The organism is Paenibacillus brasilensis, from assembly GCF_009363115.1.
In the GTDB taxonomy this organism is placed as follows: domain Bacteria; phylum Bacillota; class Bacilli; order Paenibacillales; family Paenibacillaceae; genus Paenibacillus; species Paenibacillus brasilensis.
Map to the genome: position 1 here is coordinate 4818674 of NZ_CP045298.1, position 14944 is coordinate 4833617.

A 14944-nucleotide genomic window follows, 5' to 3' on the forward strand; every position below is an offset into this window, starting at 1 on the left:
CACGATGCTGCAAAATAACAATATTAATAAAATTGTAGTTGGCACTGTGCTTGCCTTTGCCGCTTCCGCTTTGCTTCCCATTGCTAAAACTACTTTTCGTCCTCTTGCCGAAGCTGGAAAGCAAGGCGGAGTCAGCTTGATCAACCGGGGCAAATCTTACCTTCAATTAGCAAGGGAGGAAATGGAAGATATCATCGCCGAAGCCCAATTTGAAAGAATGAAAAAGCAGTTGGACCAAGAAATCGCATTGCTTGACGAACCCAAAAATGAGGAGAATGGATAGATGAGCGAACAAAATATAGATAATCATTTACGCGAAGCCTTAACACACCTGGAATTGGCCTTAAACCAAAGCGTAAGATGCGTGCTTGAGAATGATAGCGCGAAAAAAGAAATAGGTTTAAAGTGGGAACGATTTCTTGGGGAGTTTATGGGACAAATCCGGGAAAAGGGGAAAAAATCAAGGTTAAATCTGCTGGGCTGGATCAGTTTTCCAAGAATACGCTAATAGAGTGTATGCAGCCTCATTCAACAGCAGGCTGCATACTGGATTCTCTACACCATAGAGAGTCTTTTTTTCTAGCTATCATGTTACGATCATAATGAGGATAGGCAAAATCAGGAATGAGGCTAACGTGCTCCACAGGATACAGGTGGACACGAGTTTGGGCGATGCATTGAATTTTTGTGCTAAGATGACGGCATTCACGGCAACCGGCATGGAGGCCAGAATAAAAAGAACGGAGAATAAAAGGCCAGATATCCCCAGTATCAGCATGGAAAGGCAGGCTGCAAACGGAGAGAGCAGAAGCCGTATGATGAGTCCTGCATAGCTGGCTTTTTTAATAGACGGCTCCAGCTTGGAGATTTTTACATAAGCCATCTGGGTTCCAAGGATCGCCAGCACGACCGGAGAATAGGCTGCAGCAATCATCGAGACGCCCGATTGAATCCCGGAGGGCAGATGCCAATCCAGCAGCCGAAGCCCCAGGGCAAGTAGGGCTGCATAGATCGCAGGCAGTGAGAATACCGACTTGACGGCGCTTTGAACAGAAAATTCAGAGCGGGCTGCAAAGTAAACTCCAAGGGTATTGACCAGGATCATCTGGATGACCACATACACAGAGGCCCTATCCAATCCAAGCTGCCCAAAGGCAAGTAAAATGAGCGGCAACCCATAATTCGCACTATTGGTCAGTGTGGAGATCAGGGTAAGTCCAGCGGTTTCAGGAGCACTCAGCTTTAAGATTTTCCCTGCTAATTGAGCAATTCCCCATAACAACAGTAGATTCAATATGGAAAAGGCGATAGTCTGCGCCACATCATGCCAGGAAAGCTGAGCCTTGAGCAGCGTGTCCAGAATCACTGCAGGAATTAAAAAGTACAAGTATAAAGTTGAGAGCGGCTTAGTTTCCAGCTTCATGAATTTGCCGAGTAAAAACCCGGCAATCACTGGAAGGGACAGCGGAACGATAACAGATAAAAGAGTTGAAAGTACAATTTGAATCATGAAATCCACTCATCCTTTCTGTAATAACAATTTTTATTATAAGATGTGGCTTTCTAGCCCGTCCAAGATGTAAATACGATCAAGCTCATAGGTATATACTATGAAGCTTCTGGTAGTTATTCTAAATATGCATTGAGTAGAACAACAAAAGGGATGCCCACAGCCATGTTGAAAGGCTGGTGGAACATCCCTTTTATTATGATGAAAACAAATTTTCCTGCTGAGTTAAGCAGAAACAACAGCTTCCGCTTTAGTCCGGCACTCATCAGAGCAATAGTGTTGATGCTGCTCTTCGCAGTCTGGACATACGATATGCTGGAGATTACATACCGGGCAGTTGATATAATGATCGTTTGGCGTTTCACAATGGAAGCATTTGCCTACAATAACGTCCTCGTCGGTGTGGTTGATTGGAATCGAAATCCGTTCGTCAAACACATAGCATTTACCGTCAAACAAGCGTCCTTGTACTTCCGGGTCCTTGCTGTAAGTCACAATGCCGCCATCCAGTTGGGCTACATCGTTAAAGCCTTCTTTGATCAGAAGACCGGACAGCTTTTCGCAACGAATACCTCCGGTGCAATACGTCAGGATTTTCTTGTCCTTAAACTGGCTCATATTGTCGCGAATCCACTGTGGAAATTCACGGAACGATTCAACTTCCGGGCGAATAGCTCCGCGGAAATGTCCGATGTCATATTCATAGTCGTTACGACCGTCCAGTACAACTACATCTTCATCTTGAAGCTGCTCATAAAAATCCTTCGGTGACAAACGCTTGCCGCTAATTTCATTAGGGTCGAGCTCATCCTCATGACGCAGCGTAACAAGCTCCTGACGATGACGTACGAATATTTTCTTGAACGCATGACCGTCAGAATCATCTATTTTAAAAACGATATCGTGGAATTTCGGATTGGCGCGCAAATCACGAATATACTGCTCTGTTTGCTCTACCGTACCAGACAATGTTCCGTTAATACCTTCCTCAGCAATCAAGATTCTTCCCTTGACGCCCAGCTCCTTGCAATAAGCCAGATGCTCTGCCGTAAAGGTGGCAGGATCTTCAATATTTACATATTTGTAAAACAACAAAATTCGATAAGCATGCTTACACACGTAAAATCACCCTCTGATTCAAGTCAAAGTTTTTAACACCAATTTTAAATGTACCACATTCTTTAAGTTAGTCAACATAAATGTATAAAAAGTGGAAATAAAAAGGGTATTTTAAAATAGTGTGATGCAACGAAGGATATAAGCAGTATTCTACCAAATCACCCTACCGTAGGATGGCATCTGCGATAGGGTGATTTTTTTGTTGTAGAGAGTAGATATATGTTTAGGATATTTTACGGATTCGACACGATTCTTGGGAAATTGACATTTGGAACATGTTAATTTTATAGAGTACCTATTGTTTTACAAATTTTAAATCATTCGGCGCGAACAGACTCGCGAAAGGGGTCAAATGATGAAATTAAAACTGAACCGCAATAATGAACTGAACGAGCCTTGGCCCACTAGACAACAAATACTATGTATCGGGGGAGCAAATCTAGACCGTAAAATTATGATTAAAGGTACATTTCAGCTTCACACCTCCAACCCGAGCAGCACCAGAAAGCAATCCTGCGGTGGGGTGGCTCGAAATGTAGCCGAAAATTTGGGGAGGCTAAGCCAGCAGGTCAGCCTGTTGACCGCAGTTGGCGATGATGCCGAAGGTGAATTTATAGTCGAGCAGTCTAGACTTTACATGAATGTGATTCCGCTGCAGGTCAAGGGAGAACCGTCAACCGGGGTTTACACCGCTTTGCTGAACGAGTGTGGTAAGCTGATTGTAGCGACAGCAGAGATGGAGATTTATGATCAGATTCGTCCTTCAGCTATCCTTGAAAATATCCCCTTAATCACCTCATCTCAGCTGGTGCTGTTGGATACTAATTTCTCAATGAACGTAATTGCTTCAACCATACGGCTATGCCAAGAACATCGAATCCCGCTTATCGTTTCTTCCGTATCAGCCTTCAAAATGAGAAAACTTCCTCGAAATTTAAACGGGGTAGGCTGGCTGGTATGTAAGCAGATGGAAGCTGAATCCTATTTGGGAATACAACTTACAGATGATCAGCAACTACTGGACGCAACCCGAATTTTTCACCAACTCGGGGTTCAAAACGTAATTCTGATCCGGGGAACTGACAGTGTCCTATTTACCTCCCAGGATGGAGCGTATGGGCAAATTTCTATACAGCACGATCAGGAAGTCATTGATGTCACGGGTGCTGACGATGCTTTTATTGCCGGAATGATATATGGAATTATCCAAGGATATCCAATGGAGCAGGTATGCCAATTCGGAATCAGCTGTGTCGCCTTAACCATTCAAACAGATCGGACGGTTTCAGAGACTATTTCTCTAAATAAGCTTCATTCCATGTTCAAGGAGCTGTACGGCACACATCCGCAAAATTTTGTGTTTTTTAAAGGTGTGTATTTTAAGGAGAAAGATACATAAATAAAGAAAAGAATCTTACCCACTTTTTGTTGCTGAAACTGTAAAGGGAGCAGGTTGCTTAATGAATCATCTGAGATACGCCATCGTTTTTCTACCACTGTTCTGCCTGTATTTGTTTTTAAAGGGAGGCTCTTTCGTGGCAGGGAATTTTTGATGAAGGATGCCTATTCTTTTGATACGGATTGGGAGGGATTAGACCAAACCTACTGGACCATGTTCGAGACGTATCATCGTATTTTCACACGCTGCGGTCTAAACTTTCGCGCAGTAGAGGCAGATGCGGGCGCTATTGGCGGTGAAGGAGGAACTCATGAATTTATGGCGCTTGCTGACATAGGAGAGGATACGATAGCAGCATGTACCTGCTGTGAATACGCGGCCAATCTTGAAAAAGCCGAGTCACAGGAACATGTCAGCTATTCTTCTTCTCTCAGCACAGAGCCAATGGAGAAATTTCATACTCCAGGTCTGCGCACGATAGATCAACTGGTTGAAGGGCTTCATATAGAGGCAAAAGACATCATCTAAACACTGATTTACATGGCTGATGATCAACCCATCGCTATAGTGGTTAGAGGAGATCATGACGTCAACGAAGTGAAAGATCAACATATTTTAGGTAGTGAAAAATTCGAAATAGCAAGTGCAGATATCGTATCAACGGTAACCGGGACCCCTTCCGGGTATATAGGCCTGTTTGGATTGAGGATTCCTGTATGGGTGGATTGCACAGTTGCTCAAATGTCAAACAGCATCGCCGGCGCGAACGAGCTGGAAACCCATTATCGGCATGTGAATCCAGGACGCGATATGGATCTTCGCCATGTGACGGATTTACGTAATGTCACAGAAGGGGACAGATGCCCTCGCTGTGACGAAGGGGAGTTGAAGCTTTATCGTGGTATTGAGATTGGACATGTGTTTAAAAAAAGATTCAGATTTGATAGGTATTCCAGTGAGGATCGTCGTTGGTAAAGATGCTGAGCATGGAAAAATAGAGTGGATAGAGCGAGGCGCCAGCAACAAGGAGACGATTCATATCACGGAAGCAAGCAAACGGATTTTGGACATTCAAGCATTAGTGTCTCGTAAAATATGACCTTCACCAAGTGTAATCTCATAAAAGCCGACCATTTGACGTGTCTGAAAACGGATCGCTTTGTGCCGCCCTATGATGATGACATTTTGAATATCAGCAGTGCCCTCCGGGGGTAGCGAAAAAGCAGTAACATAGGCGAATTCCTCACGTAATGTCGTATGAATAGCATTTATCACGTGATCGTGTTCCCTTTTACCCATTAAGTTCATGATAATAGAGCCCTCGGCATCCAGCTTTTCTTTGACCAGCTTAAAAAATTCTCTGGATACTAAATGCAATGGCGTACCCTGCTCCGTAAAGGCGTCCAAAATAATATAGTCATAAGCATCCGATGCTTCTTGCTCCAAGATGTGACGTCCATCCCCAATCGTCACATTGTCTTTATCGTACCCAAAGAAGGTTTGGCTTAACTTCACGACCAGGGCATCCAGCTCTGCAATCTTAAAGTGTTTTTCTCTAAAATGGCCCGCAATCGTTCCGATTCCATGTCCGATGACAAATACGTCCTCGAATGAAGGATCGTTCAGCTCCATCAGATGGATGATAGCCCTCGGGTATTCGAACAGGATACGTTGCGGATCATTCAAATCCAACGCACCTTGGACAGCCGCATTCGAAAATTGCATCACACGGAAGGACCCCTTTTCACCGTCTAGTTCCGGGGTGTCGTACACCATAATCTCATGGTTATTACTGCGCTTGCTATACAATACATCCAAGTGACTAATCTCCTTCAAGTCGTACTTCACCACCATATTAGACATTTATGAGCCTGTTGTCCATAGATTCAGCGGCGGGGCCGTTCTGCTCTTGCCTAGCAAGTTCAATCCGTAAAATTGTTCAATCATGCGTAGCATGGAAAAATGATTGCTTTTTTCATTATACAGGCCCTTTTTCAAATGAGCGCCTATGATCATAGTCGGAATTTTGTTGTTGCTGCTCATATCATCTTCGTCCCATGTTACGATCAAAAGACTGTTATGCTGCGGTGCCCATCGAGCATAAGAAGATAAGTGGGCCTGCAGCCATTGATCAGCTTCCCGGATTGTGCCGTCGTGCATATCGTGTTGCAGGTTAGGAATGACAAAGGAAACCGTCGGCAGCTGATTAAAGTTTTGCGGGAAACGGGTCAAAGGCATATTGATTGAGGCAGGCAGATTGTTGAAATTTACCCACGGATTATGTTTTCTCGCATACAGGGTTTCCAGATCATATGGACCGGTAAATCCGGTTCGAGGCAGCCCCTCCGAATAGCCCCCAAACGTATATCCATGCTGTATAAGCTCTAAAGCCAGATTGCTGGTGTTCATTTTCTTTGGAGTCAAATCATTGTGGACGCCCTGATTAGAACCTGAAAACAGATCCAGGTAGTTGGGCTGACTTGGATGCTCAATCGCATAATGATTCATCAGATTGACACCGTTTTTCATTAAATCGTTCATAAATGGAGCGGAGGGATTACCTGAGATTTTTTTCGACGAATGATTTTCTTCTACCACAATAACAATATGGTCAATACGTTGCGGAGATTCGATAGCATTGGGCTGCGATGCTTTAACCTTCACAGACGAGTCAGCCCGGGTTAAGGCTTGAGCCGCCATAGCATCAGAACGGACAATAAACTTACCGGCATGAGACAACATACAGAAAGCTACCGATAGAGTGATGGAGGTTATCAGTGTTTTCATTTTCAAGAATACAACCTTCTTTCATGATGAACGGCTAACAGGGCCATGTTCATAGAGTCATGACTCAGCTTACACAGGGCACATTAAAATATCATGAGAAAAATAAATTGAAAAGATCATTATTTTTTAATGTACATAGAGTAAACTGATTTCTATATCAAGCGTTTAGAAAAAGACGCTCTTGCGCCTGGAAAGGAAAGCTATGAAAAAGATACTCCTGATTGAGGATGAGAAAAACTTGGCCCGTTTCATTGAGCTTGAACTAAAGCATGAATCTTACGAGGTGACTGTCGAGTACGAGGGGCGGAAAGGGTTGGAGTCTGCGTTAAGCGAGGAATGGGACATCATTCTGCTGGATTTAATGCTACCAGGCATCAATGGAATTGAAGTGTGCCGGCGGATTCGCAAAACAAAGCAAACCCCGATCATTATGCTAACTGCAAGAGACGGTGTGATGGACAAAGTGATGGGATTGGACAGTGGGGCCGATGATTATATTCCAAAGCCTTTTGCTATTGAAGAACTTTTGGCCCGGATGCGTTCTTTGCTCCGACGCAGTGGAAGTGTTGAGGATACCAAGCAAATTACCTACAAAGAGCTGGTACTGGATAGCGAGGCGCGCATTTTGACAAAAAACCAACAGATTGTTGAATTAACGAAGCGTGAATTTGATCTGCTCTCCATATTGATGCATAACATTGGACGCGTCATGACTCGGGAGAGACTGCTGGAGCTTATATGGGGCTATGATTCGGAGGTCGAAACGAATGTTGTCGACGTGTATATTCGTTACTTGCGCAGCAAAATCGACGAGCCTGGAGAACCAAGCTTTATTCAGACATTACGCGGACTAGGATATGTGATTCGATAATGGCAACTTTAAAATCCGTATTCTCCAGGCTGCCCATCCGTTGGAAATTGGCGGTGTGGTCCTCGTTGCTGTTATGTATTTTGTTTGTATTGTACAATAGTGTCCAATATTTTACGATTAACCAGTGGATGGTCAGTGAGGGAGAAGTGAGCATCCGCAAGAGTATGAATGAACTCCAAAGCTTTTTTCAGGAAAAACAGATGTCAGCACAGGAAATAGTGAACAGTCGGCGATTTGTTGAGGATATGAATGATCCGCATCAAATCATTCGCATTTTGAACCAGCAAGGAATCCCACTGCTCAGCGTCAGCAACGAGCTGCCTGAGGATTGGTTTTTGCCCCAAACAGTTCAAAGCACCCGGATTATGACGGCCTGGCATTTGGAGGATCAGGTCCTGATCATGCGAAGTCCGCTGCATTCAGGCCGTTTTACGGGAACGATTGAAATTATCAACAACATGGAAAATTTAGAGAAGGTGAGTGACAAAATAAAAGGTGTCATGATTGCAGGAGGTATAGGTGCTATTCTATTGAGCGCCTTGGGAGGAATTTTTCTTTCACGCCAGTTAATTCGTCCGATTCAATCCATGACGGATACGATGACAAGAATACGGAAAAAAGGGATACACGAGGAACGTGTGCAAGTATCCGATAACAATGACGAGCTGTCAAATCTGGGAAGAGTGTTTAATGGGCTGATGGACCAGTTAGAGCGTTCATTCTTACAGCAAAAACAGTTTGTCGAAGATGCCTCCCATGAATTACGCACACCCATTTCGATTATTGAAGGTCATATCTCCTTATTGAACCGTTGGGGTAAACACGACCCGGCCATATTGGACGAGTCGCTTAGTGTGTCCATTCTGGAGCTTGAACGCTTGAAAGGTATTGTAAACGATCTTCTAGAGTTGACCCGAGCCGAGTCAAGAACCTCAGACCAGGATGTGCCTGCAATAGATACTCGTCACACCGTTCAGTATACGCTCACCAATTTTGCGATGCTGCATCCTGATATGAAATTCCGTGAGGAACTGAATCCCCTCGAAAAGGTACAGGTCAAGATCACGCCACAGCATTTGGAACAGCTGTTGCTGATCATGCTGGATAACGCCGTCAAATATGCAGGCTCTTCAAAAGAAATTCTTGTAACCGGCACGTTGGAACGAAACGAGGTTTGCATTCATATTACTGATTACGGAATCGGGATTCCGACAGAGGACTTGCCTTATTTGTTCGACCGATTTTATCGGGTGGATAAGGCAAGAAGCCGCGAACAGGGCGGAACAGGTCTGGGCCTGGCTATAGCCAAGCAGCTTGTCAAGCGATATAACGGTGACATCAGAGTGAGCAGTATTGAAAATATCGGGACAACCGTAACACTTGCTTTTCCAATGCCAGAGTCTAGATATGTTGGATAAATCAAAGAAGCTCCTAAACCATGGATATTGGTTTACGGAGCTTCTTTCACACTCAAGCATCGTCAGATTGTGGTTTGGTTGATTTATTCCAAATTTTATGTTCTGCTTTTTCGTACAGCTCCAGACATAAATTTACCAATTGCTGAGGACGTTTGAAATGCAGGAGCAGATAGCGGGTACTAACTGCACATAAGGTACCGATCAGCGCACCAACTGCAATATCCGACGGATAATGGACACCAGCCCAGATACGAGAAAAGCTGATAAGTAAAGCTGCGGCGAGCCAGAACAATCTAAACTTCTTACCATATAGCCAAAACGTGACCGCCAGCGCAAAAGCTCCAATAGCGTGGTCACTCGGGAAAGAGGCATTTGCCGGGTGCTTGATTAGCTGAATGACAGCGTGGGTGACGAAGGGACGATCCCGGTACATGAGATGCCCGATGATAAAGCTGATCCCCATACCCAGACATGTAGATACGACTGCGGACACGATCATTTTCCGGTTGAGTTTATTTCTTGAAAACCAGTATAGGATTAGAGCCAAGGCGAATACATATTGGAAATCTTCGGCGAAAAAACGCATGACTCCATTCAGAAAAGCAAAAGTATTCGCTTGTTCATTGATGAGGTGAAAAATTTGATAGTCCAGGTTGGATAACATGTTAGGGATTACTCCTTTTCTAATGTGATTCGAAAGTAATATGATCTTAACTTATTAATATGGGAGGACTTTTAGATGAAAATTAAAATTTCATGAGAAAACGCTTTCTTGACATGACTACATCGTTGGAACTTGTCCAGGTGTCCTTTAGGAGATATAATATACAAGGATATAATGAAGTTCGTTGTGTATATTCATACAGGAAGAGAGCGGGATATTATGGGACGTAAGTGGAATAACATTAAAGAAAAGAAGGCATCCAAGGATGCTAATACGAGTCGTATATATGCTAAATTCGGTGTGGAAATTTATGTAGCAGCCAAACAGGGTGAGCCCGATCCTGAATCTAATCGGGTGTTAAGAGTCGTATTGGAACGTGCAAAAACGTACAATGTACCGAAAGCGATCATTGACCGCGCTATTGAAAAAGCAAAAGGTGCCGGCGATGAAAACTACGTAGAGCTTCGTTATGAAGGCTTCGGGCCTAACGGTTCTATGGTTATTGTAGATGCACTGACTAATAACGTAAATCGTACAGCATCGGATGTGCGTTCTGCTTTTACTAAAAATGGTGGCAGCCTGGGTGTGAGTGGATCAGTAGCTTACATGTTTGATTCAACAGCAGTTATTGGTTTGGTAGGCAAAACGGCAGATGAAGTGCTGGAGCTGCTGATGGAGGCAGACGTAGAGGTACGTGACATCATTGAGGAAGATGAAGCCGTCATCGTATATGCAGAGCCTGACCAATTCCACGCTGTGCAAGAAGCTTTCAAGCAGGCAGGAGTGACTGAGTTTACAGTGGCCGAGCTTACCATGCTTGCCCAAAATGACATCTCACTTCCAGAGGATGCACAGGTGCAATTTGATAAATTGATTGATGCATTAGAAGATTTGGAGGATGTTCAACAGGTATACCACAATGTAGATTCCGGGGAATAGCTTCTGTTAAACAGATTATAAAAACATTGTATTTCGATACGATGTTTTTTTGTTATACAGTTTTTTTCTGACTGATCAGTCTTATAAAAGTATTATTTTAGGCAAGGCGGTGAATGTGCAGTTGGGAAGAGCAAAAGAATTGATACAGAACACGTTCTCCGTAAAGCCATGACTGTATTTTGAGAGTTGTTCGACCAGAGTCTGAGCTTTTGTCGCTGGCCCGATTTTTAAATCACGCCCGCTTGTCATTAACGTTTACTGCCAAAACAGGTGCAAGTCCGGAGGTGCTTAGCGACATCGTTCGTACGACGCTCTTGATTTTGAATTAATGAAAAATAGACGCTAAACGCTGTAGAGCGTTTATTTTTAAAAAATTAAGACCAAACAGTCTGAAAAAATGTTTGGTCTTAAAAAATAAACTCGATTGGAGCTAAGTTTAAGTTAATGTTTCTCCCTGCTCCTGCCTGGGCACGGCTTGTTCTTGGCAGCGCCACACCGTTCCTTCCGAAAATATATTGTATATAGGAAGAGCAATCGAACTTTTTGGACTGTGGATAGGGATCAGCGCCGAACATATATGGTGTTCCCCTCAGTTGTCTACCCAAAGCAATGATAGCGGGTGCCAGTTCCTGATTCTGCTTGATCTTCACCCTTTTTTTTACGTGATGATTGGGAAGAGGAGCATTATTAAAGCGGATGGTAGGTATCCTTACTTTGGTTCCGGGCGTAATGGGTTCTTTCAGATTCTTATTGACGGATAAGAGCTGCTTGACCGTTGTATTCAGCAATCGAAAGATCTTTCCGATTTGACCTTAAAATATCATACTCCAGAATCTCCAGTACACTGCTAAAGGGAAGATAGTTTATATTATTTTGGTTTATCAAGCGTACATGGTTGAACACTCTTCTTCTTCGTACAAAATAATCTCTCTGAAACAAGACGAGTTTGATATCAAACTGCTTCACATGCCTACCTCTTTACAGAAATTTTCTACATTATATGTTGAGGGATGTAAATAAGTCCGTTCCAGTCATGAGGATACAAAAGATAGGCTACATTGTGTCGATTATAATGGTTGGGTTTGATCTTTTCCGGATTTTGTCAGGTAGATTACCAAAGTTAAAATAATTACAAGAAAAATCATGCTGGTTCCAGCCGTACCTAGGCCAAGTCCGCCATCGGTGTGAGATTGTGACAGATAATCCCCAAGTGAGGCACCGAGAGGTCGGGTCACGATGTACGCCATCCAGAAGGACCACACGGCATTAAATTTAAACCGATAGCGGGCAATCGTTAAAATACCAATCAGTGACGCGAACATAAGCGCTGACCTCCAATAACCTAAGTCAAGGCCCTCTGATATGAGATCACCAGCCGCCGTACCCAAGGCAAAAGTAAAGAAAATCGTTGCCCAGTAGAATATTTCCCGTTTGGTTGTGTAAATAGAATGAATGGATAATGTTTTCTCACTCCCATACCATAGCGTGAAAGTCACCAGGAGAGCTAGTGCAAAGACGGTTGTGGTTACTTGCAGCGAAATCCCTATATGATCCACAAGGTTATCTGAGACGAGCGTGCCCACTACGCTGATGAGAGTCACCACGAGCCAGTAGATTCCGGGTATATATTTGCGTGACCTAAACTGAAATAGAAGTGTGACAAGTAAGAGAACAACCATGATCAAAGTTGTACGAGTCAACCCCCAATGCAAATTAAAGTTAAGAAAGTCGGCGGCTGTTTCTCCCACGGTAGTCGTCATAATCTTAATGATCCAGAAGAAAATGGTGATCTCCGGCACCTTGTTTAGCATTTGCAAACTAATGGATGAGTCCTCATTTTTCATTTCTAATCCTCCTCATGAACTAGGGAACCTTATTAAATGCTTGTTCCTACTGAGCAGTGTACATAAAGAACATGAATCGGTAGTGAGAACTAGATGTGAAAAAACCTAGAAAATTTAAATTTAGATTAGAAAATGATGAGGAGTAGTGATGCGAATTACTATATTGTGAACAGACAATGCTAAAAAAGATATAGGCTCGGCTAAAGCCGGAGGCCTATATCTTTGTATATAAGCAGCTATGGATAACGAATCGGTACAAATGATTAACTTGCGTTTAACTCCGGTGATTGTTTCATTTTAGAAGCATTTAGAGTAATGTAGATAATTAAAGCTATAAGAATTGTAACCAGTACCAGCGAAGATCCCATAGTGCCTAAATCCAAACCTCCCTTTGCGTGTGATTTGGTAAGAAGGTCTCCAAATGTCGCTCCAAAAGGACGTGTTAATACAAATGCTATCCAGAATAGAAATACTCGTGAAACATTTGTAAAATAAGTTAATAGTAAAATAATACCCAGCAAACTACCTATTAAAACCGCTCCTCCTACAAATCCAAGGCCGGAACTATCCGCCAAAAAATCACCTAAAGCAGTACCCAAAGTGTTCGAGAACAAGATGGCAATCCAATAAATTACTTCTACTTTCCGTGTAGTAATATTATTGACATTCAATGATCGCTCACTAAAATACCAAAATGAAAAAATGGCTAACAATATACAAATTAAAATGAATGATCCGGTTGCATAACCCAACCCTAGGCTACGATCCATGTAGTCTGACATGGTTGTACCAGCAGTGCTCGTTGTAAGAATAACAGTCCAATAAAGAAATGGATGATACTTCTTGGAAAAAAGTTGAAAAATAAGACTAATTAAAAAAATACTAAACAAAATCATGGAACTAATGGCATAGCCCACATTAAGAGTTTGTGACAATAAGTCACCTGCGGTTTCACCCAGCGTAGTAGCACAAATCTTCATAATCCAAAAAATGGCTGTAACTTGTGCGATTTTTTGCATCTTTATTTCTCACTCCCCGAATTTTACAGCATTTTATTTTTATAAAATGCCATTTGCGTAACTATATCCGGAGATCATTAAATTCGCATTAGAAAGCAGTAAGAAATGAATGAGGATATGTTTTTTTCTGAATGCATGCACAAGACGCACGTTCACCGCTTCTTCAGGGGTTACCCCTTCGGGTAAAAAGAATACCCGGGATACTTGACGACAGGCCATTTTTCTTTGCGCAATTGAGAGGTCACATCGGTGCCAACATGTAAATTGCTCTGAATCAGTTCTGTTGGGGTGAGAGCCATCCATTGATTCAAGGAAACATCTGCAAAACGGTCACTTTTAAACATTTCTAGAAACCAAAGTGTGCTGGTGCCTGTATTTTGAATGTAATGACCGTAAGCAAAAGGCACATATCCAACATCTCCGGCTCTGAAATCAAACGTACGGGCTGCACCATTACCGCCAAAGACAGTCATTCTTCCTTGCCCGGCAAGATAGTATTGCCATTCGTCATTATTAGGGTGCCAGTGCATTTCCCGCATAGCTCCTGGCTCAATCTCAACAAGAGCAGCTGCGATGGTTTTGGATATTGGAAAATTGGAGGAATCGACGATTCGTACGCTTCCCCCTGGTGTTTTAATTGGGGGCTGAGCTAGTAATTTATACTTAAAGGATTGAGGTGCCGCACCATAGGGAGAGGAAACCGCTTGGCTTTGAAGAGAACCGGGAACGGCATCCTGATAGATGTATACTTGATCTTGAGGAATCGACGCAAAATCAGCTTCTGGAACACCAAAATTGGCAGACAGTACATCTTTGGGGGTATGTGCGAACCAATCGGAGATGGATAGGGTGTTTAAATCCGAGAAGCTGCCATCATCAAAGACCAGCAAAAATTCGCAGCCGTCCTCAAGACCCTGTATAGAGTGGGGAATGCCGGGTGGGAAATACCAGAGATCGCCTGGGCCCACATCAGCAATAAAATTACGCCCGTACTGGTCGACTGCTGTAATACGGGCACTTCCCAGCAGCATATAGGACCATTCTGCTTGCTGATGCCAGTGAAGCTCACGGACACCTCCAGGCGTCAAACTCATATTTACCCCGGCTAGGGTTGTCGCAATCGGTAATTCCCTGACAGTTATTTCTCTGGACCATCCACCATAATTAAGCTGCATATGGGCGTCTGAAAAAGAAAATCTCATGTTCGGAATGAGTCCATTATCTGTTATGGGGGGAACCAGCATATCGGGATTTTGCAAATCCCTCATCACATCACGGGGGCCCTTGTCGATGCCTCCAGCCCCATCGCTTCTGATGGGCTGTGGGACTCCGCTATTTTTCAAGCCATCATTATGCATGATTTGATCTTCCTCT

Annotated in this window: 15 protein-coding genes and 1 pseudogene; 7 read left to right on the plus strand and 9 right to left on the minus strand. The window is 43.3% G+C overall.

The window, feature by feature from the left end:
* Positions 1-4 precede the first annotated feature (4 nt).
* Positions 5-283, plus strand: coding sequence for a DUF5132 domain-containing protein (locus GCU48_RS22680; RefSeq protein WP_049825183.1), 279 nt, complete (start codon positions 5-7; stop codon positions 281-283).
* Positions 284-508: a hypothetical protein gene (locus tag GCU48_RS22685; protein ID WP_025718266.1), complete on the plus strand. Its 225-nt coding sequence runs from the start codon at positions 284-286 to the stop codon at positions 506-508.
* A 78-nt stretch (positions 509-586) separates the two neighbouring features.
* Here GCU48_RS22685 and GCU48_RS22690 read toward each other — a convergent pair whose 3' ends face one another.
* A complete protein-coding gene (locus GCU48_RS22690) occupies positions 587-1510 on the minus strand; it encodes an AEC family transporter (RefSeq protein ID WP_152381549.1) in 924 nt (307 codons plus the stop codon).
* Between the two features lie 225 nt (positions 1511-1735).
* Positions 1736-2629 (minus strand): oxygen-dependent tRNA uridine(34) hydroxylase TrhO, encoded by an 894-nt coding sequence (gene trhO, locus GCU48_RS22695; RefSeq protein WP_152381550.1) that lies wholly within the window; start codon positions 2627-2629, stop codon positions 1736-1738.
* A gap of 355 nt (positions 2630-2984) precedes the next feature.
* Here trhO and GCU48_RS22700 point away from each other — a divergent pair, with 355 nt between their 5' ends.
* The gene (locus GCU48_RS22700; RefSeq protein WP_152382232.1) at positions 2985-4028 is read left to right on the plus strand and encodes a PfkB family carbohydrate kinase; all 1044 of its coding nucleotides are present in this window, start codon (positions 2985-2987) and stop codon (positions 4026-4028) included.
* 129 nt (positions 4029-4157) lie between these two features.
* Positions 4158-5127: pseudogene (locus tag GCU48_RS28915) on the plus strand (YbaK/EbsC family protein); the annotation flags it as partial.
* Here GCU48_RS28915 and GCU48_RS22715 read toward each other — a convergent pair.
* Together GCU48_RS22715 and GCU48_RS22720 are read right to left on the minus strand one after the other, a co-directional pair.
* Complete coding sequence (locus tag GCU48_RS22715; protein WP_152382233.1) at positions 5100-5864, minus strand: spermidine synthase; 765 nt, start codon at positions 5862-5864, stop codon at positions 5100-5102. The pseudogene GCU48_RS28915 and the gene GCU48_RS22715 overlap by 28 nt on opposite strands.
* A 27-nt stretch (positions 5865-5891) precedes the next feature.
* Positions 5892-6821, minus strand: a complete 930-nt coding sequence (locus GCU48_RS22720) for an alkaline phosphatase family protein (protein WP_152381551.1) — start codon at positions 6819-6821, stop codon at positions 5892-5894.
* 196 nt (positions 6822-7017) lie between these two features.
* Here GCU48_RS22720 and GCU48_RS22725 point away from each other — a divergent pair, with 196 nt between their 5' ends.
* The gene (locus GCU48_RS22725; protein WP_025718258.1) at positions 7018-7686 is read left to right on the plus strand and encodes a response regulator transcription factor; all 669 of its coding nucleotides are present in this window, start codon (positions 7018-7020) and stop codon (positions 7684-7686) included.
* Positions 7686-9104, plus strand: coding sequence for a HAMP domain-containing sensor histidine kinase (locus GCU48_RS22730; protein WP_152381552.1), 1419 nt, complete (start codon positions 7686-7688; stop codon positions 9102-9104). Before GCU48_RS22725 ends, GCU48_RS22730 begins: the two co-directional genes overlap by 1 nt.
* A 52-nt stretch (positions 9105-9156) precedes the next feature.
* Here the strand turns inward: GCU48_RS22730 and GCU48_RS22735 are convergent, their stop codons facing one another.
* Positions 9157-9768 (minus strand): undecaprenyl-diphosphatase, encoded by a 612-nt coding sequence (locus GCU48_RS22735; RefSeq protein WP_152381553.1) that lies wholly within the window; start codon positions 9766-9768, stop codon positions 9157-9159.
* A gap of 219 nt (positions 9769-9987) precedes the next feature.
* Here GCU48_RS22735 and GCU48_RS22740 point away from each other — a divergent pair, with 219 nt between their 5' ends.
* A complete protein-coding gene (locus tag GCU48_RS22740; protein WP_025718253.1) occupies positions 9988-10707 on the plus strand; it encodes a YebC/PmpR family DNA-binding transcriptional regulator in 720 nt (239 codons plus the stop codon).
* A 407-nt stretch (positions 10708-11114) separates the two neighbouring features.
* Here GCU48_RS22740 and GCU48_RS22750 read toward each other — a convergent pair whose 3' ends face one another.
* The 4 genes from GCU48_RS22750 to GCU48_RS22765 all read right to left on the minus strand — a co-directional run bounded on the left by GCU48_RS22750 (position 11115) and on the right by GCU48_RS22765 (position 14928).
* A complete protein-coding gene (locus GCU48_RS22750) occupies positions 11115-11495 on the minus strand; it encodes a C40 family peptidase (protein ID WP_244315862.1) in 381 nt (126 codons plus the stop codon).
* 279 nt (positions 11496-11774) lie between these two features.
* Positions 11775-12551 (minus strand): COG4705 family protein, encoded by a 777-nt coding sequence (locus GCU48_RS22755; protein WP_152381554.1) that lies wholly within the window; start codon positions 12549-12551, stop codon positions 11775-11777.
* Positions 12552-12814: 263 nt separating this feature from the next.
* The gene (locus GCU48_RS22760; protein ID WP_152381555.1) at positions 12815-13570 is read right to left on the minus strand and encodes a COG4705 family protein; all 756 of its coding nucleotides are present in this window, start codon (positions 13568-13570) and stop codon (positions 12815-12817) included.
* 170 nt (positions 13571-13740) lie between these two features.
* Complete coding sequence (locus GCU48_RS22765; RefSeq protein ID WP_152381556.1) at positions 13741-14928, minus strand: oxalate decarboxylase family bicupin; 1188 nt, start codon at positions 14926-14928, stop codon at positions 13741-13743.
* Positions 14929-14944: the final 16 nt, after the last annotated feature.